18 protein-coding genes and 1 tRNA gene are annotated in these 26272 nt (G+C 42.0%); 14 read left to right on the top strand and 5 right to left on the bottom strand.

Annotated features, from left to right (window positions below):
- Positions 1 to 22 precede the first annotated feature (22 nt).
- Complete coding sequence (locus HC733_RS10025) at positions 23 to 430, bottom strand: hypothetical protein (protein WP_190364909.1); 408 nt, start codon at positions 428 to 430, stop codon at positions 23 to 25.
- A gap of 307 nt (positions 431 to 737) precedes the next feature.
- Here HC733_RS10025 and HC733_RS10020 point away from each other — a divergent pair, with 307 nt between their 5' ends.
- The 5 genes from HC733_RS10020 (at position 738) to HC733_RS10000 (ending at position 7431) form a co-directional block, all read left to right on the top strand.
- Positions 738 to 3275, top strand: a complete 2538-nt coding sequence (locus HC733_RS10020) for a putative bifunctional diguanylate cyclase/phosphodiesterase (RefSeq protein ID WP_190364908.1) — start codon at positions 738 to 740, stop codon at positions 3273 to 3275.
- A 170-nt stretch (positions 3276 to 3445) separates the two neighbouring features.
- Positions 3446 to 5563 carry a winged helix-turn-helix domain-containing protein gene (locus HC733_RS10015; RefSeq protein ID WP_190364907.1) on the top strand — a complete coding sequence of 706 codons (2118 nt, stop codon included), beginning with the start codon at positions 3446 to 3448 and terminating at the stop codon, positions 5561 to 5563.
- Between the two features lie 57 nt (positions 5564 to 5620).
- Positions 5621 to 6049: a GNAT family N-acetyltransferase gene (locus HC733_RS10010; protein WP_190364906.1), complete on the top strand. Its 429-nt coding sequence runs from the start codon at positions 5621 to 5623 to the stop codon at positions 6047 to 6049.
- A 475-nt stretch (positions 6050 to 6524) separates the two neighbouring features.
- Positions 6525 to 6614: transfer RNA gene (locus HC733_RS10005), tRNA-OTHER, on the top strand.
- 13 nt (positions 6615 to 6627) lie between these two features.
- Positions 6628 to 7431, top strand: a complete 804-nt coding sequence (locus HC733_RS10000; RefSeq protein ID WP_190364905.1) for a hypothetical protein — start codon at positions 6628 to 6630, stop codon at positions 7429 to 7431.
- A gap of 230 nt (positions 7432 to 7661) precedes the next feature.
- Here HC733_RS10000 and HC733_RS09995 read toward each other — a convergent pair whose 3' ends face one another.
- Both HC733_RS09995 and HC733_RS23525 read right to left on the bottom strand, forming a co-directional pair.
- Entirely contained in the window at positions 7662 to 8303 is a 642-nt protein-coding gene (locus HC733_RS09995) for a response regulator (RefSeq protein WP_190364904.1), read from the bottom strand.
- Positions 8296 to 9375, bottom strand: coding sequence for a histidine kinase (locus HC733_RS23525; protein ID WP_190364903.1), 1080 nt, complete (start codon positions 9373 to 9375; stop codon positions 8296 to 8298). The genes HC733_RS09995 and HC733_RS23525 overlap by 8 nt, the downstream gene beginning before the upstream one ends.
- Before the next feature lie 194 nt (positions 9376 to 9569).
- On the opposite strand from HC733_RS23525, the gene HC733_RS09985 reads away from it, so the two are divergent.
- Positions 9570 to 10310, top strand: coding sequence for a hypothetical protein (locus tag HC733_RS09985; protein ID WP_190364902.1), 741 nt, complete (start codon positions 9570 to 9572; stop codon positions 10308 to 10310).
- A 53-nt stretch (positions 10311 to 10363) separates the two neighbouring features.
- On the opposite strand, the gene hemH is transcribed toward HC733_RS09985, so the two are convergent.
- Complete coding sequence (hemH, locus tag HC733_RS09980) at positions 10364 to 11386, bottom strand: ferrochelatase (protein ID WP_190364901.1); 1023 nt, start codon at positions 11384 to 11386, stop codon at positions 10364 to 10366.
- A 350-nt stretch (positions 11387 to 11736) separates the two neighbouring features.
- On the opposite strand from hemH, the gene HC733_RS09975 reads away from it, so the two are divergent.
- The 4 genes from HC733_RS09975 (at position 11737) to HC733_RS09960 (ending at position 18536) form a co-directional block, all read left to right on the top strand.
- On the top strand, positions 11737 to 13287 hold the full coding sequence (locus tag HC733_RS09975; protein WP_190364900.1) for a methyl-accepting chemotaxis protein: 1551 nt from the start codon (positions 11737 to 11739) through the stop codon (positions 13285 to 13287).
- A gap of 110 nt (positions 13288 to 13397) precedes the next feature.
- Entirely contained in the window at positions 13398 to 14048 is a 651-nt protein-coding gene (locus tag HC733_RS09970; RefSeq protein ID WP_190364899.1) for a TetR/AcrR family transcriptional regulator, read from the top strand.
- A 1-nt stretch (position 14049) separates the two neighbouring features.
- Positions 14050 to 15387 (top strand): efflux RND transporter periplasmic adaptor subunit, encoded by a 1338-nt coding sequence (locus HC733_RS09965; protein ID WP_190364898.1) that lies wholly within the window; start codon positions 14050 to 14052, stop codon positions 15385 to 15387.
- Positions 15384 to 18536, top strand: a complete 3153-nt coding sequence (locus HC733_RS09960; RefSeq protein WP_190364897.1) for an efflux RND transporter permease subunit — start codon at positions 15384 to 15386, stop codon at positions 18534 to 18536. Before HC733_RS09965 ends, HC733_RS09960 begins: the two co-directional genes overlap by 4 nt.
- On the opposite strand, the gene HC733_RS09955 is transcribed toward HC733_RS09960, so the two are convergent.
- The gene (locus tag HC733_RS09955; RefSeq protein WP_190364896.1) at positions 18499 to 19839 is read right to left on the bottom strand and encodes an HD domain-containing phosphohydrolase; all 1341 of its coding nucleotides are present in this window, start codon (positions 19837 to 19839) and stop codon (positions 18499 to 18501) included. The genes HC733_RS09960 and HC733_RS09955 overlap by 38 nt on opposite strands.
- An 87-nt stretch (positions 19840 to 19926) precedes the next feature.
- Between HC733_RS09955 and HC733_RS09950 the strand changes: the two genes are divergently transcribed.
- The 4 genes from HC733_RS09950 (at position 19927) to HC733_RS09935 (ending at position 26240) form a co-directional block, all read left to right on the top strand.
- Positions 19927 to 21039 (top strand): HDOD domain-containing protein, encoded by a 1113-nt coding sequence (locus tag HC733_RS09950; RefSeq protein WP_190364895.1) that lies wholly within the window; start codon positions 19927 to 19929, stop codon positions 21037 to 21039.
- A gap of 17 nt (positions 21040 to 21056) precedes the next feature.
- The gene (locus tag HC733_RS09945; protein ID WP_190364894.1) at positions 21057 to 21602 is read left to right on the top strand and encodes a heme NO-binding domain-containing protein; all 546 of its coding nucleotides are present in this window, start codon (positions 21057 to 21059) and stop codon (positions 21600 to 21602) included.
- Complete coding sequence (locus tag HC733_RS09940; protein ID WP_190364893.1) at positions 21603 to 22562, top strand: sensor histidine kinase; 960 nt, start codon at positions 21603 to 21605, stop codon at positions 22560 to 22562.
- A 555-nt stretch (positions 22563 to 23117) separates the two neighbouring features.
- Positions 23118 to 26240: a glycosyl hydrolase family 18 protein gene (locus HC733_RS09935; RefSeq protein WP_190364892.1), complete on the top strand. Its 3123-nt coding sequence runs from the start codon at positions 23118 to 23120 to the stop codon at positions 26238 to 26240.
- Positions 26241 to 26272 lie beyond the last annotated feature (32 nt).

Genomic DNA, 26272 nt, shown 5'->3' with positions numbered 1-26272 from the left:
TTAAAAATAACGGCGCTTATCGTTATGCACATCGAAAGTTTACCGTGACTAAGTATGGTGCGCCCATGGCTTCTAGAGTGCCAATACCAGCGATTGTGCCAATTGCGCCAGCATCGTCAACATGACCATCACCTAATATCCAAAGCCACGCACTTACATCAGTTACAAGCTCTGCAGTTGAGCGGTTGTTTAGGTAGTCTTTTTCAGCCTTTTCCCCTTGGTAATCAACTTGTTCGTTTAATACCACTAAGCTGCTTTTGGTTTTGTCACAAAAGTGTTCAGCTTGCCCAAGCGCTTCTTTCATGCCTTGGTCTCTATCTACCGCTTTAACCACTACGTAATGTTTACTTTCTCCAGGTCTTACATCGTCATGATGCGCACAAGCTGCTAACAGCACAGTGGTGGTCAGTGAAAGGATGAGATGTTTCATTGTTTTGCCCTAAATATGATTTTGGTGGGCATATTATTTGAGGTTTTTAACTGCGGAGCCAGTAAGAAACTGTAAAAATGTGCTCAATTATTGCACCTTTTGTAAGGTGTTTTTCATGGATGAAAATCCACGCTAAAGCTTAAAGTGTGTTAAAAATCGGGATTTTTACGGGAGTACAGTCATTTATCCATCTTATTTTTTTAGTTACTCGCAACTTTATTGATCCACGTATAAGTTGTATGTACTTTAATTAATTATTCTTCGGCGTCGTCTTTTGCCTCAAAAATACTCTAAGGTGCACAAACTTATGGATTTGTCTGTTAGCCGCTTTTACAGCCTACAAAGTAGTGAACTGCGTTATCAATATACGCTCAACACGCTTTATCAACGTTTAAAAGCAAACCACTGCATCATCGGCAAGTTTATTAATGACGCTAAGCAGGTTAAAACGCTCCAATATCTGCAAGATAACCAAATTAAAGAAAACTTTGTTTACGACCTAGTTCACACACCTTGTTTTGATGCCAAAGAGTTAGATTGCGTTTGTGCCTACGAAAGCGGTTTGCAGGCGCTTTATCCGCAAGATGAATTATTAAAGTCTTTAGACATTCATGGTTACTTAGGAGTGACCTTAAGAGCACCCGACCACAAACCAATCGGCATTTTGGTGTGTATGTTCAAAGAGCCTATGACATTAAGCGAAGCGGATAAACTTTGGTTTTCAGAGATTGGCTGTATTGTTGCGACTGAGTTAAGCCATAACCTTGAGATGTCAGCCAAGGAGTTGATCCTCAAACAACTGGCAAATGGTGAGCGTATCGCAAAGTTAAGCTCATGGACTTGGTATATCACACCTAATGAGCATTGGTTTAGCCAAGAGATGTGTAGCTTATTGAACTGCAACAATAACGACGTGTCACTGGAAAACTTTTTGTCGCACCTTCGTTCAGACGATAGCAAAAGGGTTGCCGAACAGCTGGAGCTTATCAAACAAGAAAAAATTGATAAATTTGATAAATTTGATATGTTAGTTTGCCACAAGCAAATGACGACCACGCAGGGATTGTTTCATATTGTTGGTGAAGTTGAGTTCAGTGCAGATCATGTGCATGAGCGCATACTGCGCGCCACTGTTCAAGATATCACTTATACCTCATCATTGAGTCGTCAGGTTGAGTTGACCAATGTGGTGTTTGAAAATGCGTCAGAGGCATTTATGATCACCGATCATCGCAATAAAATCATGATGGTTAATCGTGCGTTTGAGCTGCAAACGGGTTATAGCGCGGCAGAGTTGTATGGCGAAGATCCTGGCATTTTATCTTCAGGGAAACAAACTAAGCAGTTTTACAAACAAATGTGGCAGCAGTTGGAAAAGATCGGCATATGGAAAGGGGAAATTTATAATCGCAGAAAGAATGGTCAAGTATTTCCAGAAGAACTCACGCTTAATGCTGTAAAAGGGGAAGATGGTAAAATAAGCAACTATGTGGCTATTTTTCGAGATATTACCGACTGGAAGCGTAACGAAGCGCAGCTTACCTTTTATGCTAATCATGAGGCATTGACTGGCCTTTTAAATCGTCGCAGCTTTATGTTGAGCTTAGAAAAACAACTAACTAAATCGTATCGACTTCATGATACATCTTTACTATTTTTAGGCTTAGACCGCTTTAAAGAAGTAAATGACATTTTTGGCCCAGAAATTGGCGACAAAGTACTAATAGCAGTTGCAGATAGGCTGTTAAATACGCTGAAAAGAAAGGATATAGCAAGCCGTTATGGTGGCGACGAATTTGCTTTGCTGATTGCGCATCACTCACTGCCTGAAGTAATGGCGCATGCACAGTGGTTAAAGCAAATGCTTAGCGAACCCTACCACATTGATGAGTTAACAATAGAGCTGAGTGTGAGTATTGGGGTTGCGCACCTTAAAGCCACTGAGCAGCTAAGTGGTTCAAATTTGGTAAAAAATGCAGCTCATGCGCTGAGTAATGCCAAAAAGCAAGGTCGATCACGAGTGGCTGTACATGATGAAGCAATTCAAAATGCCTACCTTAAAAAAATTAAGCTCAGAGACAAACTTAAAGCTGCGTTAAGGGCAGGTACACTGCAAGTGCATTATCAACCAGTAGTGAGTACTAACACTGGTAAAATCGCCAAGTTTGAAGCTTTGATACGATGGTTTGATGACGAATATGGTGCAATTTCTCCTGCATGTTTTATTCCCATTGCAGAAGAGTTTGGCTTAATCCATCTGATTGGACAGTATGTACTGGAAACCAGTTGTCGTGATCTTGCCATGCTTCATCAAGCTGGCTTTAAACATATTAGCTTTTCAATAAACCGTTCAATCAACGAATTTAAGGCAAGTAATAACCAAGTTGAACTTATTCCAGCGGCAATTGAGCGGTATGGCTTGCCCTATGACGCAATTACCATTGAAGTAACCGAGTCGATGGCGGCGAATAAATACACTTGGCAGGTATTAGAAGCGCTTAGTGAATTAGGTGTGCAAATCGCACTTGATGATTTTTGTACTGGCTACTCGTCATTAAGTAATCTGATTGAGAACCAAGTAGATTTTGTGAAAATAGACAAGTCATTTGTTGATTGCATGGGGGTCGACCGCAACAAGCAAGTGATGGTGAAATGCTTGGTTGATCTGAGTTCGCAATTAGGTATTAAGGTGATAGCTGAAGGTGTTGAACAACAAGAGCAACAGCAAATGTTGTCTGACTTTGGTTGCCATTTAGTGCAAGGCTATATTTATAGCCCAGCAAGGCCCATTTTAGAGTGTTTGCACATGTTAGAGCACAATGGAAATGTGGCAGTGTGTGTTTAATCGACTTATTGATTTGGTAGACATTGAAGCTAATTTTCCAACATAGATTTGCGAACAAAAAATTCACTTTATCAATGTGCTAGTATTTTTTAATAGAGCGTAAGGCTAACTTAAGATAAGCTAAAGTCGGATGCTTATTAAATTTACCGTTTTTGAAAAGAGGGAATAGCGTGCAGCAATACTGGGTTGGTGACTTTTATGTTGACGTATCAAGAAACCAGATAACTAAACGTGAACAAGCGCAAACAATCGCGCCTAAGGCACTTAGCGTATTAACTTATTTGGCCGAAAACCAAGGCCGAGTAGTCAGCCAAGATGAGCTTTTAGACGCGGTTTGGCAAGGCACCATTGTCTCTCCCAATACTTTGCAGCGCAGTATTGCCCAGCTGAGAAAGGTATTAGGCGATGACGGTAAAGAGCAAGTTTATATAAAAACGCATGCCAAAAAAGGTTATAGCTTAGAATGTGATGTGCAGTGGTCTGAGGGCCAAACGTCAGTCAACGTAGTCAAAAATAACCCACCAGAAAATAACCTCACTCACACCCAAAATTATGATGCAAAAGCCTCCAAATTTAGCCCAGTAGGTGTCCTTTGCGCACTTTTAGTATTTGCCATGATAGTAGTGGGCTATCAATATTGGGCCAATAGCCAAACACCTACCTTAACGGTTTCGCAAATTCGTGCACTCACCGCAACTGATAACAAAGAAAGCGCGGGCATTTACTCTCATGATGGGCAATTTATTATTTTTCATCGTTTTTCAGAGCAGGCATGTATCAATAATATCTGGGCAAAAAATATTAAAACCCAGCAAGAGTATCAGCTAACTAAAGATTTAGGGGTGTATAGCAGCCATAGTTTGTCGCAAGACGGCAGCAAGCTTACATTTGTGTCGCAAGGAGACTGCGAAGAACAAATTGTTCAAAAAAAGTGTTACAAACTGGTGAGCTTAGATTTTAACAAAGCGCTTGAAAGCCCTTTGACTCCAACCGTATTGATGCAGTGCAAAGCATCTGAAATTCGTAATCCAAGTTGGCTCTCAAACGATAATATCGCGCTGATGCAAAAGAGTACCGACAGCTGGAAAATAATCAATTACTCGGTTTCAACCAACAGCAGTGAAGTGATTTACGAAATTGAAAACGGCAGTGTTATCGATTACGACTTTTCAATGAGTAAAGGCGTTATTGCGCTAATGAGTGTGCATCAAGACGGGCAGTATTACATTGAAATGTTAAAACCCAATGGCGAGGTGCTTTCAAGTAATCGCGTGCAATACCCAGAGCAGATCAGCAAGTTTAGATATATCTATCCTAACTTTTCGTCTTTAGAGCAGCAGCTTATTTTTAGCACGGGTAAGCGTTTATTTACCATCAATACAGATGGGCTCGTCAGAAGTGTTAGCTTGCCCTTAGATCAACCTATTGGCTCACCCCGAGTGCATCCAGATGGCGGAAAAATGCTTGCGATAAAGGGTTATTACGACAGCGATATTGTGTCACTACCAATAGCTGGCTACGCAGATTTAAGTCTAGATAGAGAGGCAATAAAAAATCATGTGCTACAGCGCTCTAATGTGTCTGAAGACAGCGCAAAGTTTCAGCCAGATGGAGAACATATTGCATTTACCTCTGAACGTTCAGGCGAGCTGCAAGTATGGATATCTGACGGTCAATCAACGTGGCAGCTCAGCCAGTTTCCAATCGACACCAATATATTCTCAATTGAGTGGGCACAAGATGGACAAAGTATTTTAGTTAATGCAGATAAAGAACTAGTGCAGCTGTTTTTAGATGGCACTCAGCGCAAATTTGCCCTGTCGCACTCTGTCGATAAGCTCTTTCAGTGGGATAGCACGAATAACATCGCCTTGTCTTTAATTTGGTCAAAAGGCGCCTACAGAGTCGCCAAGCTGGACTTAGAGACGCCCACTAACAGTATTGTTTACGATAAATCTGCTGTTTGGGCACAAACGTCGGCAACTGGCGCTCTGATCTACACCGATTTGCTCGGACGATTTTGGCAACCAGGTCCTGCTGAAGATCAAATCATTAGCGCACTCAACGGTCAAGGTAGTGATAAGCGCTTTGTTGTCCATGGAGACACCATTTTTGGCGTAAATGATGACTTACAACTGTGGTCATATACGCTTGATAACAATGAATATAAGGTGCTCGGCAATGCGCCAAGCAATCTTGACTTTTTAACCGATACCAATGGCAGTGAACTGTTAATGAGTGTTCAAATTGCCTCAAGAAAAGAAGTGATTGAGCTGACTTTTGAGTGATTGCATGTTGTTTAACAACATCGCACTCAATAGCTGTAAAGGATAAGAGAATTAAACATGATATGCCGAGTTGCAACACGCCAAGATATTACACAAATGCACCAAATTCGCATGGCCGTGAAGGAAAACATGCTGACCAGCACTGCGATTACACAGGCGCATTATATCCCTGAAATCGAACAAACAGGCAAAGGCTGGGTTGTAGAAGTTGACGATGAAATTTTAGGGTTTGGTATTGCAAACAAGCAAACTCGCTCTATTTGGGCGCTGTTTGTTGACCCTAATCATGAAGGAAAAGGTTTTGGTAAAGCGCTACTTAATCAAATGGTTAATTGGCTTTGGCAAGAAGGGGTAACCACCATTCAGTTAGGAACTGACCCTAATACACGCGCTGAACAGCTGTATTTAAAAGCAGGTTGGCAGTGCAAAGGGCTGCAAAGCGATGGTGAGTTACTGTTTGAGTTAAATCATCCCAAAAAGATTTAATCGTCAACAATGTACGAGTAGTAGTGACGAAAGTTATAGTCTCCGAAGCTGATGAGTCGCTTCCATCAAAGTCGCTCATAGGGCCAATGCAAATAACATGGCCACTCAATGCCGCGATAACTAATTGTAGGACGGTTCCATCAAGTATGATTTGGTTTGCGTGGTACAGCAGGTTTAGTGCTTTACAAGCGCGGCTTTGTAAGGGCAAGCGATAAAATGGCGTAGGTAACTTGTAAAACGTGTTCTATTTAGACTAATAGGGCTTCAGCTTTCACAACGAAAGCCTTTGACTGATAACATTAATTACAAGGCGTTTTGTCTTATTTTGCCAGTGAGCTAACCTAAGCTTACCTAGCGATTTGTTTACACTTGAATTTTTAAGTGTAAATATAAGGTTATGTAATACAGCCCGTTTTGTCGGTATTTGTTCCGACATTTTGGGAGAGAATAAGTTGTTAACTGCCTTTTTAAAATTGGTGCTGTGGTCTAATTGGTTAAGATACCTGTCGATTACTTTTTTATATTAAAGCAGGAGGTTGAGGTTCGAGTCCTCACGGCACCACCAACTAAGGATAATTATGGAAAGTGAAGGTTTAAAGGTTTTCCTTAAATCTGTAGGCGACGCAGTATACTCGTTAAACACTATATGTGTTGGGTTAGACGCGGTGTCAAAAGGTAATGTAGAGAAACCAGATGATTTAACTATTTCATGGGAAAGTAATGACTATAAGCAATCCGCTATCAGTGCGAGAAGCTTTGCGGTCAGATCTGCTTTAGTTTTTGTCGAAGAAGCATTGTTAGAATATTTCAAATACATAAGCAATTGCCCAGACCAACCTGCTAAAATTTTATCAGCAGTTACAGCAGATGGCGCAGCTAAAAAAGTAGAAAAGCTTTCTTCACAAGTATCGAACCTTGAACCTTATTGGGCACCTATTGTCACTTTGCTGGTACGATGGAGGAATAAAGTTGTTCATAATAGTAATACATCTTTGTCACCAGCATTTCGGAAAATATTAATTGATAACTCTGGTATTATTGGTCAACGTCACGCGGCAATAGATATCTCTCAAACATTATCCAACTTTGATTCCAGAAAAATAACTCTGAAAGATTTTACAACAATGATTGCGGTAACTATTAGGTACGTACGTCAGTTAGATGCCGAACTATCACCAAACATAAAATCTACAGAATTCTTACGTAACCAAATAATAAGTAGAGATTTGGTTTCCGATTATAAAAATGTTATTGGTGTAAATGGTATTGATAAACAAAAAAAGAAATTTGATAGCTTTATTAAATCTAATTTTCCATCACTAATTGGTGCGCAAAGTGACACTCTATTTGAAAGTAGGTTTGATATATTAGAAAACAAATAGTTTATGAGTCATAGGCAGTTAACAAGTTGCTTAAACGGACAAAAAACAGCTGGCTTTTGCTCGTTCCTCGCTAATTTTAGCAAGCTATTTTATTGCCGATTTGTAGTGGTCAACATTTTTTGGCCACCTGTTAAAAGCTTTCCTTTGCAGCAGTTATCTCACCGCCCATGAGCGTTGATTACGTCAATACAATGATATGTTGCGAGGCTGCAACTAATACCTCGGTCACTCTAACCCAACAACCCCAATTCCAGCGTTTTTAGTATCGCTTGGGTTCTATCACGCACTTGTAGTTTGGCTAAAATATTCGATACATGGTTGCGTACGGTGCCTTCGGCTTTGAATATTTGTGCGGCGATTTCTTTATTTGATAAGCCTGATACCATCAGCGCTAAAATTTGCTGCTCTTTTTCTGTGAGTGCTTCGTTAAGTTGTTGCTGTGGTTGGCGTTTAGCTTTTAAAAGCTGTTGCGTGAGTTCATTTTGCAGCACAATTTCACCGGCGTGCACTCGCTCAATGGCATCCACTAGCTCTTCGAGTGATACATCTTTAAGTAAATAACCGCTGGCGCCTGCTTCCATGCCGCCGAGCAAAAAGTCGTTTTCGTTAAAGGTGGTTAATATTAAAAATTTAAGAGGGCTTTGCTGCGCGATAGGGGCGTTGAGCACCTCTAAGCCGCTGCCGTCGTTCATACGCATATCTAATAGCACCACATCGGCGTCAATTTTGTTATCTGACAGCTGGGCTAAAAACGCGTTACCGCTGCTTGATTCACCCGTTACGTCAAGGGTATCCGTGAGTTGTAATAGCGAGCGCATACCTTGTCGTATCAGAGGTTGGTCATCCACTAAGTGTATTTTTATTTTATTCATAAGGTACTCGTATGGTTAGGCTTAGCCCGTGTTTCGAGGTGTCGATATCAAGTTGGCCTTTAAGCTGTGCCACTCTCTCTTGCATGCCTGTGAGCCCGTTACCAAGCAAAACCGCGCCTTTTAATAGGCCGTTATCTTTAATAAACAACTCAAGGTAGCCGTTTTGTTCTTGCAAAGTGATATCCATATCAGTCGCAGTAGGGGCGTGTTTGAGCGTATTAGTAATGGCTTCTTGAACACATTTCAATAGGCATTGCGCGGTGTTAAGTTGCACATGCTTAACCGCGGGGCAGATTTCTAAATGTACTGCGACTCTGGGTGTTTGCTTGCTCAGCTGAGTTAAGCTCTGCGCTAAGTCAAAGCCGATATCATTGCGTTTGTCACTCACAATGGTGCGTGTTGTGGCCAGCGCTTGTTTGGCCTGTTCGTAACAGGCTTGTAATTGTGACAGTTGCTCTGGTGTGCAGGTTCTTCTGGCAATATCTAAGTTGATAATCAGTGACGTTAATGAGTGCCCAACTTCATCATGTAAATCTCGCGCTAAGCTTAATCGCTCGCTTTGTGCAGCAGCATTGCTCAGTAGGTGCTGAGTTGCCTCAAGTTTAGCGTTTATAAGTGCTAATTCTTCTTTGGCGCTACGTTCACTGATCATGCGCTGCGTCATGACTAAGGCAAAAAAGTGAAACGCCATAAACATGCCAGCACTGGCCCATTGCCAGCCAGATTGCCAATAAAGTGCGTGTGCTATCAAAAAAAGTCCGTGACTGGCAAATATGTAAATGTAGCAAAACCGAATTGGTGCGTAAAACGCGAGGATAGAGCAATACATCACGCTGTAGATCAAAACAATGCTCAATGGCACAAAGAACATTAAATAAGCAATTGATGAAAATAGTAAAAATAGCAAGTAATAGCGAGTTTTATAGCCATAGCTCGTTGACTCGTTAACAACGAGTAGGGTCAACGCCAATACACAGGTATGTAGTAGGTATTCTGCTGGGCTAATCGAATGTCTAGACGCATCAAGTATGCTTGGGATAGCCACTGCGGCCCAAGTTAAAAGGACAGTCACTAATGAACTTATTGGATACTTAAACACTGATCTTTGGCCTTTTTTAGCCTTATTTTAATCCGCTTAGGCAAAGCATGCTAGTCCTAAATATCGGTTCATGACATTTGTCACGGTGATGATATGACATCCGTGACTGTGTAAGTGTGAGTACTTTGGATATCTTAGCCGTATGAACTTTAGTTGAGGATAAAGCAATGGAATACATTCATAAGTTTGCGGTTTACTTACATATTTTTTTAGGCAGTTTTGCGTTAGTGTTGTTTTGGGTGCCAATTTTTGCCACAAAAGGCAGTAGAACACACAATCGATTTGGGCAATATTACAACTGGTCGATGTATGGCACATCTGTTCTAGGGGTTATCGCTTGCATACTAGTACTGTTCGACCCGATGAGCGTGAAACCTAAAACGTTTTTGGATCTGGCCGAGCAAGCACAGTACATCAGTAATACTCGTATCTTTTCGCTTTTTTTACTGATGTTATCACTGCTGGTTTTAGTGTCGATTTATCATGGCGAGCGAGTTCTTAAAGCCAAAGCCAATAATGCGCTGTTGCGCACGCCACTACACTTGGGTTTGTTCTGTGCATTGGTGATAGCTGCTTTGATTTCAATGACTTTGGGTATCATGCATTCGCAAACGTTATTGATTGTATTTGCGGTTGTATCGTTGCTGGTGGTGAGCAGTTACATTCGTTACGTGTTTAAAGCAAAAGTACAACCACGCGCTTGGGTTATCGAACATTTAGTTGCCATGCTGGGCTCGGGTATTGGGGTATACACAGCGTTTTCGGCATTTGGTGGGCGTCATATATTCAGTTATTTATTGGGTGATCAGGCGGCATTTTTGAGCTGGATAGTGCCTTCAGTAATTGGAACGGTTTCAATCAGTTGGTCAAGACGTTATTTTGAGAAAAAGTTTGGAGTTGCAAAATAACAACGTTGGCACGGTGCATACCGTGCCTGTCCTCGATGTTGCTATTTTCTAAGTTACAACAACAACGGTTTTATCACGTTATATAGCGCTTCGATATGGTCGTCTCTGTCGTTAAGCGCAGCGATATAGCGATACTTTTCACCACCTGCATGTTCAAAAATCTCGCGGTTTTCTTCTTCAAGCTCCTCAAGGGTTTCTAAACAGTCTGCGCTAAAAGCCGGGCTCACAATGGCAACATCTTTAATACCTTGTTGTGGGTAACTGGCAAGCATAGCGTCAGTGTAAGGTTTTAACCATTCGGCCTTACCAAAGCGACTTTGAAAGGTGGTCTCAACCAAAGATTTATCAAGGCCAAGCTGTTCAACTACGAGCCGCGTTGTTTGCTGGCATAAGCAGTGGTATGGGTCGCCATGATCTAAAAATTGTTTTGGCATTCCATGGTATGAAAAAACCAGTTTTTGCGGTGTGCCATTAGCTTGTAGGTCTTCGGCAATGGAGTTTGCCAATGATTCAATGTACAGCGGGTTTTTGTGATAACCATTAATAAAGTGCAGCTCAGGCACCCAACGCCATTTTTTTAATACGTTCGCTACAGCGTCAAAGGTAGAGCCTGTTGTTGGGCTTGAATACTGCGGATAAAGTGGCAATACAATTATGCGGGTTAGGCCTTTGTCGCGTAGTGCTTCAAGTCCTGCTTCAATTGAAGGGTTGCCATAGCGCATGGCCATGACAACTTCGGTATTATTCAAGCCTTGCTGTTTAATTAAAGCAGCAAGTTTATCTGTTTGCTGCTGCGATATGTGGATCAAAGGCGAGCCTTGTTCGGTCCAAATACTCTGGTAGGCTTTGGCAGATTTTTTTGGTCTGACGCGCAAAATAATGCCGTGTAAAATCATTAACCAAATTAATCTTGGGATCTCAACAATTCTTGGATCTGATAAAAACTCTGCTAAATAGGTTCTCAAAGCCTTTGGCGTAGGGGCATCAGGGCTGCCTAAGTTCGTAACTAAAATACCTGTTTTTTGATTAAAACGCCCATCATGAGGGTTATCGGTAATGGCTGAAAAACGTGACACACACGGCTCCTTTGAACATTGAGTTGTACTAAATCGAATAGCTCACTTACTAGAGTGCTATTCGCTTTGCACCAATTCGGTTAATTTTACAAGATTATCAGTACGTTCGTAACTATTAACTCGATCTATATTTATAGCTCGCTATACTCTTCATTAATGAATAAATTTATAAAAGTGCTATCAAGTTGTACGAATGATGGACCATAACGAGTTAAATTCGGCTGTTTTTTCTTTTTCTGCGATTTTTAACCGATTCTATTTGCATGCCAGTCGGTGTCGCAGTACCTTTGGCCCCCATTTTATAAAGTCGTGCAAAAATAGCATAAATTTAAAGTACTTAAAGAGGGTGTATGCGACTCAATCAACCCATAACACAGCGCCAAAAGCAGTTTGCTAAAGATGTAAAGTTGGTATCAGTAACCGATCTGCAAGGAAGAATTGTTGATTGCAACGATCACTTTGTTGCCATAAGTGGCTTCTCGCGAGAAGAGCTAATTGGCCAGCCGCATAATATTGTGCGCCACCCAGATATGCCACCCGAAGCCTTCGCAACCATGTGGGCTCAGCTAAAAGCCGGTAAGCCTTGGATGGGGATTGTTAAAAACCGCTGCAAAAATGGCGACTTTTACTGGGTAGATGCCTACGTCACCCCCGTCACTGAAAACGGCAAGGTGGTGGGTTATGAGTCGGTTCGTCGCTGCCCTGATCAAGAAACTGTAGCCAGAGCACAGACTTTATATAGCAGCTTAATTAATAACAAAAACAGGCAGTTTAAATGGCCCAAACTCAGAGTGTTATGGCCTCTATTAATGGTTGTCGTGGGTGCTATATTGTGGCTCAGCGGCGCTGAAAATGCGGCGTTCTTTTGGGTATTACTCAATAGTATGAGTATTTGTGGCTATAACTTTTGGCGAGATGGTGAGCAGCTAAAACGGCTAGAGCATAGCTTAGAGCATAGCTTTTGTGATGAGATGGCAAAGCAAGTCTACTCAACTTGGGATGGTAAAATGGCGAGTATCCATGTTCGTATGTTAAGCGAGCAAGCACACTTAGATACCATTATTACGCGTATTGAACACTCGGCCAAAGACGTAACCTCAGGTGCTCGCCTAGCACTAGAACGAGCGGGCGATAGCTATAAGCAGTTGCAAAAACAACAGCTTGAAACCGAGCAAGTGGCCACTGCCATGAACGAAATGAGCACCACAATTAATGATGTGTCGGGCAATGTTCAAGTGAGTGCAGAGCATGCTCAAAGTGCGCTGTTGATGGCCGATGAAAATGCGCGTATTGCTGAGTTAACCAAGCACGCTATTGAAGCGCTGGGCGAAACGGTATTACAAATTCGCGATTCGGTTTTAGGAGTATCAAAGCAAACCACACGTATTGCCGATGCCGCGCAAATTATCGAGCAGATAGCAGAGCAAACCAATTTACTTGCTTTAAATGCAGCAATTGAGGCAGCAAGAGCGGGCGAGCAAGGTAGAGGCTTTGCGGTTGTAGCCGATGAAGTGCGTCATTTGGCACAGCGTACTCAGCAATCAACCAAAGAAATACACACAATTATTAGTGAACTCAGTGATAGCACACAACATGCCGTGAGTATTGCCCAGCAAGGTGAGCAAGAGTCGGTATCGGGCATAGAGCAGTTAGCGCAAAGTACCGATATGCTTATGCAAATTCAGCAAGCGGTACGTCAAATTCATGATATGTCGATGCAAATTGCCACCTCGGTAGAAGAGCAAGCGGCTGTCTCTGATGATATTAATCAGCAAATTGTTAATATTGCTGGTCTTGCGAATGACAGTTTAGACAGTGCCGATACAGTTAAACAGGTGAGCGCGCAGTTAACCGATGTTGCCAGTGATATGTACGAGCTGGTTGTTCGCTTTAGACGTTAATTCTTTTAATGGTTAATCAAAACCCGCTTTTTGATTAATTATTTACCTCGCTTATTGATACGGGGTCGCTATTATTTAACCAAGTGATTAAATAATGGCGACCGTGTAGTATGACCACTTCTCCCGTTAAAAAACTTGGCAGACCAATCAAGCATAACGAGCAAGCTCGCGATGCGCTTATCCAAGCCGCTCGGCATAAATTCACAAAAAAACCTTATGACAAAGTCAGTATTCGAGAGCTGAGTGATGCCGCTGGGGTTAATTCTGCCTTGATCAAATATTACTTTGGTAACAAGCAAGGGTTGTACAAAGCCATGATCTTGGAGGTGACTGGTCAGGTGATGAACAATATAAAAATGCACCTAGCGGGTAACGAATTTACTTCGATTAGCGATGTGTTTCGCAGTTTTACCAAAGTGATGGCCAGCTCGCCTGAGTTTCCTCTGCTGATGTTAAAAGAAGTGATTTTAAATCAGGGGGTATGTCGAGAGTTTTTCTTAGAGCAAATAGGCAGCTCACACCTAAAAGTGATTGATGGTGTGTACAGCTATTTTGCAAGCAAAGGTTTGCTCAAAGAAGGTGTCGACCCAGTGTTATTTCGAATTTCATTGATGGGGCTAATGATTTATCCGTGGTACATGAGAGAGCTGATGTTCAAGATGGAAGGAATTGAATATGACGAGTCCTTTTTAGAATCTTTAATACAACACAACACGATGTTGATGACATCTGGGTTATTTAATATGGATGAGAGGCACTAACATGAGTCTGTTCAAGTTAAAGCAAAAGTACTGGTTGCTTGTGTTGCCACTGTTGGGCGTGATGATTTTAATTACGTTTGTAAAACTAAAATCAGCGCCAAAGCAAATAGATAATGCGCTCAATATTCCCAATGTTGTGGTCAGCGAAGTTGCTCAGCGCAAGTTGCAGTACAGTATCACAGGCTATGGACGCGCGCAGGCTAAGCAAATTTGGCATGCTGTCTCTGAAGTGTCAGGACGCGTGATCTATAAGCACCCAGATTTAGAAGTTGGCGCGATATTAAGCGCAGATACGGTGCTATTAAAAATCGACCCAATCGATTATGAGTTAAAGCTAGCTCAGGCTAAATATGACTTAAACGCCGCCCAAGAGCGGCTTGATATGATAGCGTTTAATAAACAAAAGCTTACCCAGTCTTTGGCTTTGGAGTCGGAGCGTTTGGCTATTTTACGCCAAGAGTTGACCAGACTTAGGGGGCTGTTAAAGCGCGGTTCGGTTTCGCAATCTGCGGTTGATCAACAGCAAAGTCAATTGTTTTCACAACAGCAAAAAGTGCTTGAGCTGCAAACTAGTTTGAATTTGATCCCGTCTGACTTAGCGCTTGCTAAAGCAAGTGTATCGGCACAAAGCGCACGTATGCAAGAGGCGCAAAACTTACTTGAAAAAACCGTATTTACTCTACCGAAAGATAGCAAAATTACGCAGGTTAATGTTGAACTGCAACAAGTTGTGAATGCTCGCTCTACCTTATTAGAGGCGCGCCACTTAGGCGTGATGAAAGTCAATGCGCAGTTTAATATGTCGCAGGCGCGCAAAATGTTGAGTCAGGTGTGGCTTGAGCAAAATAAAGATAGCCAAACGCCTGATTTCCCTAATGTTGCCACCTTACCGCTGCAAGCATCGTTAAACTATTATTCAAGTGGCAATGCATCTGAGGCATCTTTGCAGTGGCCCGCTAAAGTAACACGGTTGATGCAAAGCACCGAACACAGCAATAGTTTGCAAGTGATCTTAGAAACAGAAAATCAATGGCTTAATTTCGATCCGATCAATCGTCCACCTTTACTTGAGAACATGTTTCTTGAGGTACAAATGTCAAGCCCAGAGGCGCCGTATTTAAGCGTGCCTGTATCGTCAGTACATGACAATTATGTATTTGTTGTAGAAGATAAAAAACTGATAAAAAAACCTGTAAAAGTGCTTTTTGATACCAACCAGTTTGCGGCACTTGACAGCCAGTTGCCAGATACAGTGCGCTTAGGCGATAAGGTGCTGTTGACACAATTGCTGCCAACTTTAGATGGCATGCAAGTGAACGTTGTTGAGGTGTTGCCATGATTGCGTTTTTTGCTCGCCATCCAACTGCAGCAAACTTGTTGATGCTGATCATTTGTATTGCTGGTTTAAGCTCATTGCCACAATTAAAACGCGAAACGTTTCCTGAGTTTAGTAGCGATAAGGTGTTAGTGAGTGTTATCTATCCTGGCGCAAGTTCTACTGAGGTTGAGCAAGCATTATGTATTGTGATGGAAGAGGCTGTGGATGGTTTAGATGGCATAAAAACGCTCAGCTGTGAATCAAGAGAGGGCATTGCTAACCTCACGGTAGAGGCGCAGCATGGTGTGAATGTTGCGATGTTATTGAGTGATGTAAAAACCCAAATTGATGCCATTGATAATTTCCCAAAGCAAATAGAGTCGCCCATTGTTCGCGAGCTTGGGCGTGATCAACACCTGATCTCATTAGCGATTGCTGCTGATTTACCTGTTCACCAGTTGAAGTTATATGCGCAGCAGTTAAAAGATAAGCTCAAGCGTCAGCCAGGCGTTGATATTGTTGATATTCAGGGCTTTTCAGATCAGCAAATCAAAATAGATTTATCGCTGTTTAAACTGCGAGAATATGGTCTTTCAGCAACGGATGTTGTGGCGTTATTACAACGGCAAAATGTAAAGTTGCCAGCTGGCGAAATTAGTAACGATGGTAAAACCATGTTAGTGAGCTTTGATCAGCAAAAAGTGACGGCTCATAGTTTGCAGTCTTTAGTGATTAAAAGCCTAAAAAATGGCGAGCAAATTTACCTCAAAGATGTTGCGCAATTATCAGAGGGTTTTGAACTGGATGAAGAGCGAGTGCTATTTGATGGTAAACGCGTTGCTTTGTTGGATATCAAAAAAACTAAAAGCCAAGATGCCATCACCTTGGTTGAAGTGGTTAGCGAGTTTGTTGAACAACAAAAACAGCATGCGCCTGAAGGCGTGACGCTAACACTTACGCAAAATACAGCACAAATTATCGAAGACAGGCTAGCCATGCTGCTGAATAACGGTTGGCAAGGTTTTGTTTTGGTGCTGTTGGTGATGTACTTGTTTTTCTCTTTTCGTTACTCCTTTTGGGTATCAATGGGCTTGCCCGTCTCATTTCTAGGTGCATTTGCGCTGATGATGCTGATGGGGGTCAGTATCAATATGATTTCGATGGTTGCGTTGCTAATGTCTATCGGCATTTTGATGGATGATGCCATTGTGATTGCCGAGAGCATAGCCGCAAAAGTAGAGCAAGGGGATGATATAGACGCTGATGCAATTAAAGGTGTATTACAAGTTGGTGCAGGGGTCTTCTCATCATTTTTAACAACCATAGTGGTGTTTATTGGTCTGGCGTTTATCAGTGGCGATATAGGAAAAGTACTAAAAGATATCCCTTTGGTGTTGATTGCGACGATATTTGTTAGTGTGATTGAAGCATTTTTTATTTTACCAAATCACCTCATTCATTCTTTACACAAGGGTAAAGACAATGAAAACGCTAGCAGCCCAAAAGCAGCAAATCACGTGTTGGCTTTTGTTTGGAAAGTAAAAACGCGTTTTACTACCTCATTTGAATATTTTAGACAGACCACCCTAGTGAATGCGGTACATTGGTGCGTGCAACATCGCTATCCTTTTATAGGTGCCACGGTGATGCTTTTTCTACTGTCAGTTTCTTTGATGGCTGGTGGCATCGTGAAGTTTAAAGCGTTTCCGCAGTTAGAAGGAGACACATTAGAGATGCGTTTGTTGATGCCGCCAAGTACACCGCTTGGACAAACCATGCTGGTTGTAGACAAATATGTAGATGCGCTCGCTCTAGTGAATGCGCAATTGTCTGAACAAGAAGATAGCGAGTTAGTTGAACATATTACCGTGCAATACAATCGCAATTCAGATGCATATGAGCAAGGTGAACATTTGGCTACCGTCAGAGTCGATTTATTAACGGCGCAGCAGCGTAACACGCGTTTAGCTGAGCTCATCAGGCTTTGGCGCAATGAAGCTGGAGAAATAGCGGGTATTCAAGCGATTTCGTTTAAAGAGCCCGTACTTGGTCCTGCGGGTCGAGCTATTGAAATTCGCCTCCATGGCGAGCAGCTAGATACCTTAATGCAAGCGTCAGCCAAACTAAAAAGTGACTTAGCGAACTATGCCGGTGTTTCGAATGTTATGGATGATTTGCGTTATGGCAAGCTGCGCTGGCAAGTGAAGTTACAGCCAGGGAGTTTGGCGCAAGGTATTGACGGTCAATCAGTCGCCAACCAGCTTCGCAGCGCTCTGTTTGGGCAAGTTGCAGATGAAGTACAGCGTGACAATAGCAGTATAGAGTTGTATGTAAGCCTGCAAGAGCAAGATAAAAGCAGCATAGATAGCCTACTTAACTTCCCAATAACGCTAAATTCAGGGGCTCAAGTGCCGCTTGCGAGTATCGCGCAATTAACACTAGAGCAAGATGTAACGCGGATTAATCGTGTGGATGGGCAGCGCACGGTAACCATTACAGCAGATGTTGACTCTTTGCTGACTAATACCAACGAAGTGATGGCTCAGTTGCAACAACAAAGCATAGCGCCATTACTCAAAGCCGACCAAAGCTTAAGCGTAAGTTATGAAGGCGAGATAAAAACAGGCTCACAAACAGGTAAGTCAATGGCAGGTAAATTTGCGTTAGGGCTTATCGGTGTGTTTATCATTTTGAGCTTTCAATTTCGCAGCTACTTTGAACCAGTTATGGTGATGCTGGCAATACCACTTGCCTTAATTGGGGTGGTTTGGGGGCACTTCTTGCTGGGTTATGATCTGTCGATGCCCAGTATGATAGGGTTTATTTCGCTTGCAGGTATCGTGGTGAACGATTCTATTTTACTTGTGGCATTTATTAAGGAGCATGAAAGTGATGGTATAGACTTAGAACAAGCGGCTGTTTTGGCGGCAAAAGCCAGGTTTAGAGCTATCTTCATCACATCAGCAACCACCATTGCGGGCACTTTACCTTTATTACTTGAAACCAGTTTGCAGGCGCAAGTAGTGCAGCCACTGGTGGTGAGTATGGTGTTTGGTATGGCCTTATCTACCCTATTAATTGTGTTTGTATTGCCTGCAGTTTATGTACTGTTAGAAGACTTTAACCTAACGGCTAAGCACCATTTGCAGCATGATTCACCATCAGTCTAAATGGCGTTGGTTTTTGTTGCTCTAGTTGTTTGAGTTTGGCTATCGAAGTTGCACTAAATACATGGCCTTTAGGCAGTAACATAATACCTTGGTGATTATGCACTGCCAAACCTAAGGTCATGCCGGGTTTGAGCTGTTCACAGGTGATTATTTGCATTGAACCTGCTTTATCTTGCTTTTTATGCAACTGGCTCGCACATTTCTCTAACGCACTGACTACCTTTGGGTGGTAAAGGTGTTCGCTAAAAGCCTTGATGTGTGACAGTGCATCCAGTTGCCTTTCTTCCTCACTCTTTTGGTTGTTAGTGAAATACTGCCAATAATCTCGGGCAACAGCTAATATTTGCGCGCAAATCGGAATTTGGTCTTTTTTTAACCCATTAGGTATGCCTCCACCATTGTATTTCTCAAATTGATGGTAAATCGCTTCAGTGACATCGTTAAGGTGCTGGGCTGGCATAAGCATAAGTTGTGCCGTGGCTGGGTGCGTATAAAATAGCTTTTTTTGCTGATCTGTCAGTTGGTTAGTCGGTACTTTATACAAAGCAGGGTCCATCGCAAGCAAGCCTACTTGCGCTAAAAAGCCTGCCATTCCGGCGGTTTGAATAGCTTTACTAGATAGTTGTAACTGCTTTGCTACTAACCGACAGGTTCTTGCGATGTTACTAGCCAGTTTGCCATCTATATAGGGGTTAGCATTGATAAAGTTATAAAGTAGCTCAACTGTTGCTTTATGTTCACCTTGCTCGTGCTTATGGGCAATTTCAAGTTGTTTCAGTACTTGGCGAATTTGTTTGGTCCGTTTTTCCACGAGCTGTTCTAGTGAATGGTTTAGGTCATTTAACTGTTTGTTTTGCTCAATTATTTGGGCCTGCAATTGCTCGTTATGTTTTTTAAGTCGATACTTCTCCGCCGCTTGCGCTATAACATGAACCAAGTGGTCATTTTCCCATGGCTTATTTAAATAAGCGTGTATCTTAGCCTGATTGATGGCATCAATGGTACTGTCGATATCGGCATATCCGGTGAGTAAAATACGTTGAGTGTCTGGGTGTAGCTCTTTGACTTTGCTTAAAAATTCAATGCCGTCCATTTTTGGCATGCGCATATCGCTGATAACTACTTCAAATGATTTGCTGTTGAGTTCGTTAAGTGCTTCTTCGGCGCAAGTAAATGTCACCACTTCCATTTTGTAGTGATTTAGAAGGCGGGATAGGGAGCGCAAAACGCTAACTTCATCGTCAACACAAAGCACTTTGGCAGGTTGCTGAGATTGTTCCTTGATAGCTTCAATATCTTGCATAAAAAACAGTGCATTACAAAAATGTGTATATGAATAAATTTAGACTAAGCTGTCTATATATACAACTTTGTCAGATGGTTAAACTGAATGGGTGAACAAGTACTCAATATACTGCTAGTAGATGATGATGAGCTTTTGCTACGCGCATTATCACGTTCATTGAGTCGTTTTTATGAGAATACCGTCATTGTTTGTCTTGAAAACCCAGAAGATTTTGAGACTTGCGTCTCAGAGCAAGGTGAGCCTGATATTCTGTTTTGTGAGGAGCACTTGCATGGTGCTTTTGGGCACGATGTTTTAATAGCGGCTCGAATGATATGTCCCCGTGCAATTAGATGTTTGTTTAGCGATAGCTTGCAGCAAGAATGCAAATGGCAAATTGATAACACAATTCACTTCCACCTAGCTAAACCGTTTACACGTACACATTTGTCTAAAGTAGTTGATAGCGCTCTAACCTTAAAAAGCTTGCCACTAAACGAGACAATTCGAGTCAAACTAGGGCAACTTTCCGGTTTGCCATGTTTAAATTCAAATGTATCAGAGCTCCTGGAGTTACTCAATGAGGGCTCTGCCAATGTCGGTGAACTAGCACAGATGGTTAACCATGACCCAATATTGGTCAGTAAGCTTTTACAAATCGCAAACTCTGCATTTATGGGCTTTCAAAGTAGCACGCAAGATGTCAAAGAGGCTATCACCCGTATTGGACTGACCGCATTTACTGCCGTGGTAACTTGCTATGAAATTTCAAATATGTTTATCAATCAGGTAAAGCAATCGCAAATAGAAGCAATTATGGATGCTGCTTTTACCAAAGCAGTTATGGGGCAGTCGTTGAGTCGTTGTTTAGGCCAAGACTTGCATCAGCAGCAAAACGTATTTGCGTGCTGTTTGCTCAGTGCAATCGGTGTACTCACAAAAGAGAGTGTACTTGGCAACGAGCGCTCATGTAGCAAAGTGTCTTGCTACGATATCGGCGCCTATCTACTCGCGTTATGGGGATATGAGCAAGAGCTTGTTAGAGCCCAATTGGTCGAGCAGATCCCTGTCGAGCCGGTTATTTCTATTGTCGTGATCCATGCTCTAGTTGAACAGCTAACGCTTAAGAAGGCATTTGATATTTCGCCAGAGTTGACTTCAATATTATACGCATGCGACGAATATAATAATGTAAAGCAATGGTATAGCAACTTTTAACGCAAAAGAGAGAGATTATGAAAGGTGTTGTTTTTAGAGGGCTTGAAGAGTTAGTGATAAAAAATCAAGGAATGGCGGCATGGGAAGCCTTATTGGATAAACACGCACCGAAGAATAGAGTGTATATCAGTGCTCAAAGTTATCCCGATGAAGAGCTGTTTGCTTTAGCCAACGAAGTGGCCGAAATTTTAGATAAACCACTAAAAGATATATTGCGAATATTTGGTGAATATTTATTTGGCTATTTAACCGAAAAACATGCGGGGATTTTGCAGCAGTTTAGCGACTTTCAGTCGCTGATACTCGGTATCGATTCTGTGATACATACAGAAGTTTCTAAGCTCTATCATGAGCCTAATCTACCAACTATTAGTAGCGAATTGCTTGAAGATGGGCGTATTTTAATGCACTACAGTTCTAGCCGAAAACTGTGCTTTTGCGCTGAAGGATTGATCTATGGCGCAGGGGCTCATTATGGCGTGCATGCTGAAATAGAGCATATGCAATGTATGCACGACGGTTTTGAGCAATGCCACTTGCTACTCACATTTGGAGGGAGATAAATGTCTAACGCACCTGAGGATTATTACCAAGCATTTCTTCGTGAAAGGCAAGCGCGCGATGAACTGGAGCAGTTGTTAGAAGAAAAAACCAGAGCGCTTTATGAATCCAATCAAGCGCTGGAAGAAAAAGTACAGCAATTGCAAAGCCAACAAGCAGTGTTAATGCAGGCTGAAAAAATGGCCACATTGGGAACGTTGTCGGCAGGCGTTGCGCATGAGATCAATAACCCGCTTGCCTATGCGATGAGCAACTTAGAAAGTCTTAACTATATAAAGCCTGTACTTAATGAACTGTTGTGTATTAGCAACGATTATATAGCAGGAAAAATTACCAGCGAAGATGCTTTGACTGCACTGAAAAGATTAAACAAGCAACAAACATTTAGTTTTTTAATTACCGATATGGATGAGCTTTTGGACGATGCGCAAGAAGGGTTGCGAAGGATAGGTGCAATTGTAAAAAACCTCTTGAGTTTTGCCCGACCAAAGAACAACTTGTTGGCTATGAGTGATATTTCTCAAGCGTTAGATAGCGCACTGAAGCTACTGCATAATCAATTAAAAAACAACCACTTAATTTGTCACGTCCAACCTATTCCTTTGAGCTATTGTAATTTGGCTACCTTAAACCAAGTGATTGTTAACTTGCTCATGAATGCAAAGCAGGCCTGCGATGAACAGCCGCAACAAGCGGAAATCATTGTAGAACTTTATAGTAAACAAAAGTTTATCTACTTGAGCGTCTCAGATAATGGCTGTGGAATGAATGAAGAGACAAAAAAGCATATATTTGATCCCTTTTATACGACTAAACCTGTTGGGCAGGGAACTGGTATGGGGATGTCTATTGTGTATTCAATTATACAGGAGCATCAAGGGCGAGTTTTAATTGAAAGCTCACTTGGCATTGGCAGTAAAATAACCTGTGAACTACCAATTTTAAGCTTGCCTGATTTGTAACTTTTAGCGACGTTTTGCATTCGCAACTCCAATATAATTGTCATGCTGTTTGTAACAGGCTGTAACCGTTTTATATCCAAACTTACATGGTCTTGTATTTTTAATAATCAAAAAATCTATAAAAACGCTTTTCATATAACGTTTACGTTAACGTAAAGTTATAAAAATCTATAATTATTTATAGCAAAAATTGCTGTCTTATTCTTTTTTGGAATATCTAAAATCCACCGATTTTCGATTAGTTTTTTTACTGCCAGCTAAAAATTAAATTTATCTATATGACAAATTAATGTCACAACTGTATGTTTTTAGAAACTATTTTATATTTTTTGTTAGCGGTTACATGAATTCAGTTCATGTAATTACTGAAAAGAACGGGATGAATAAGAACTAGGCATATAAATAATTTTATACGAAAATATTACTAATTTTATGGGCTCATAACCTCAGCTTAGGTTGAAAACTGAACAAAACGTGATTGACGGCCTTTATTTATGTGTTAGCTTTAATGTTAATTTGTTAAACAAAAGTTACATGTAAAGGTTGGAGATAATCATGAGTTCACAAAAAATACTCAAGTCGGCGCTCAAGTTGAGCGCCTTAACTTTGGGGTTAATGGGGGCGCAGTCGTATGCGTACGACTGTACGGGTGTTCCTGAATGGAATGCAGGTATGACGTCAACAGCAGATACTGTTGTCCAGCAAAATAACGTTGCGTACAAAGCAAAATGGTGGAACAGAACAGAGCCTGAGACGCATTCTGGACCATGGCAAGAGTGGTTAAATTTGGGTGCTTGTGACAGCGTTGTCATAAATAAAGATCCTAAAATCAACCAGTTGAATCCACTAGATGGCTCTGAATTTAAAGTAAATGACAGCGTTGCCATTGTTGCTAATGCAACTGATGAAGATGGTAGTGTGGCTAAGGTTGACTTTTACGTAAATGGTTCGCTGATCTTAACGGACACGTCAGGAACAAACGATAATTTTGAAGCGACTTGGCAGGCTGTTGAAGGTACACATACCATCTCTGTAAAGGCGACCGATAATGAAGGCGCCGTATCAAGCATGCTGAGTCATCAAGTTATCGTTAAAACTGATACACCAGTAAACAAAGCTCCTGTTGCTGTACTTGATATTGTGAACATGCCGCCTGAGCTTGTGATTGGTTCAAGTGTTAAATTTGCGTTGTCTGGTACGGATGAAGATGGTTCAGTGAGTAAACTGAGCTTTGCCGTCAACGGTACTGAAGTTGTTGCCACAAATGGCAGTGCAACGGAGCATACATGGCAAGCAACTGAGCTTGGTCAAGTTACGTTCACGCTTACAGTAACCGACAATGAAGGCGCAACAGGCCAGCTCAGTAAATCAGTGAATGTTATTGACCCAGGTGCAGATGCAGATGCATGTAGACCTGAAGGGCTATATCAAACACCTGGCGTGAATACGCCTTACTGTACTATCTATGACCAAAATGGTCGTGAACTTATGGGCCCTGATCATCCTCGTCGTGTGATTGGCTACTTTACAAGCTGGAGAAACGGCGCGAATGGTCAGCCAAGCTATCTGGTTAAGGACATTCCGTGGGATAAGATCACACACATCAATTATGCGTTTGCCCATGTTGATGCAAATAACAAAGTATCGATTGGCGATCCCAATGCTGCGGGTAACCCGGCCACTAACATGGAATGGCCTGGTGTTGCAGGTGCAGAGCTAGATCCAAGCCTGCCTTACAAAGGTCACTTTAACTTACTTAACAAATACAAAAAGCAATACCCAGATGTTAAAACGCTGATCTCCGTAGGCGGTTGGGCCGAAACTGGTGGTTACTTTGGCTCTGATGGCACACGTGTTAAAAGCGGTGGTTTTTACACTATGACGACCAATGCCGATGGCTCAGTTAACCATGCTGGTATTGATGCATTTGCAAAAAGCGCCGTTGAATTTATCAAAAAATATGGTTTTGATGGCGTAGACATCGACTACGAATATCCTTCTTCAATGGATGATTCGGGTCACCCTGATGACTTCCCAATTTCAAATGCACGTCGCGCAGGGTTAAATGCGTCTTACCAAGTGTTGATGAAACGTTTACGTGAAGAGTTAGATAAAGCAGGTGAAGCGGACGGTCAGCACTATATGCTAACTATTGCGTCTCCATCTTCAGGTTACTTGCTACGTGGTATGGAAACATTCCAAGCGGTAAAATATCTAGATTATGTCAACATCATGTCTTACGACTTACACGGTGCGTGGAACTCACATGTGGGCCACAACGCGTCGTTATTTGATACGGGGCAAGATTCAGAGCTGAAGCAGTGGAATGTATACGGTACCAAAGAATTTGAAGGTATCGGCTACTTGAATACGGATTGGGCAGTGCGCTATTTCAGGGGTTCAGTCTCAGCAGGTCGTATCAACATTGGTATTCCCTACTACACCCGTGGTTTCCAAAACGTGCAAGGTGGCACAAATGGTCTTTGGGGACAAGCGGCATTCCCAGACCAAACTAGCTGTCCTCCAGGAACCGGTAAAGGCGATAAGAATAAGTGCGGTAATGGTGCTATTGGTATCGACAACTTATGGCATGACAAAAATGATGTAGGTCTAGAAGTACCAGCTGGTTCTAACCCACTTTGGCATGCTAAAAACCTGCAAAAAGGGGTAATGCCTAGTTATGCTGCAGATTATGGTCTTGACCCAGAAAACGACCCAACTGATCAACTAACAGGTACCTATACACGTCATTATGATTCTGTTGCTGTTGCGCCTTGGCTTTGGAATGACCAGAAAAAAGTATTCATCTCAATTGAAGATGAAGAGTCGATGGCAAAAAAAGTAGATTATGTCATTAATAATGGTCTAGGTGGCATCATGTTCTGGGAGCTTGCTGGGGATTTTGACTATGATGCTGCGAAGGGCGAGTACTTTATGGGCTCAAGTTTGACTTCGCTTGCCTATAACAAATTCAATCAAAATGGCTCTAAATATAATGTGCATCAGGGGAATGTTAACTTCCAGCTGCCTGAAAAGTCAGTAGATGTCAGCTTTACAGCAAAAGGGTTCCCTCTGGGAGATGCTAACTATCCAATTAGTCCAACTTTCTCATTTAAGAATAATTCTGAGATTGACTTAACCGGTGCAAAGATTTCGTTTGATGTGCCAGTTTCGACCTCTGCAATTTTCAAATCAAATTGGAATGCTACAGAGAAATTGAAAATGGCGGTGGATGCAAATGGCTCAAATGCAGCGGGTAATAACATCGGTGGGTTTGAAAACGAGTTCCATCGCTTCTCAATCACGCTCGTGAATGAGTGGGGAAGTGTACCTAAGTCATTTGCGCCGGGCGAAACGGTCAATGCACAGGTAATGTACTACATGCCTATCTCTGGTCCAATTAACTTTGTAGTAGAAAAGGATGGTAAGCAGTATGCCTTTAAGTCTGAGTATCCAAAACTACCTGAAGCAAAACCAGGCGATGGTGGTGGGGACCCTGTGAAAACATGTGAAGGCACACCTATTGAAGACATCGTTGTATATCCAACGCTACCAAGAGGTACTCATGCGTCGGGAGGTGATTTAGTACGCCAAGGCCAAGCGATTTATAAAGCCAAGTGGTGGACTAACCAAGCGCCTGAGGGCAGCAGTGATTACCAAAAGGTATGTAGCCTGTAAAAAATTGGGCAGCCTTGGCTGCCCACTTAAGG

The organism is Pseudoalteromonas sp. S16_S37, assembly GCF_014694405.1.
GTDB lineage: Bacteria > Pseudomonadota > Gammaproteobacteria > Enterobacterales > Alteromonadaceae > Pseudoalteromonas.
This window is presented reverse-complemented; position numbering and strand designations above follow the sequence as displayed.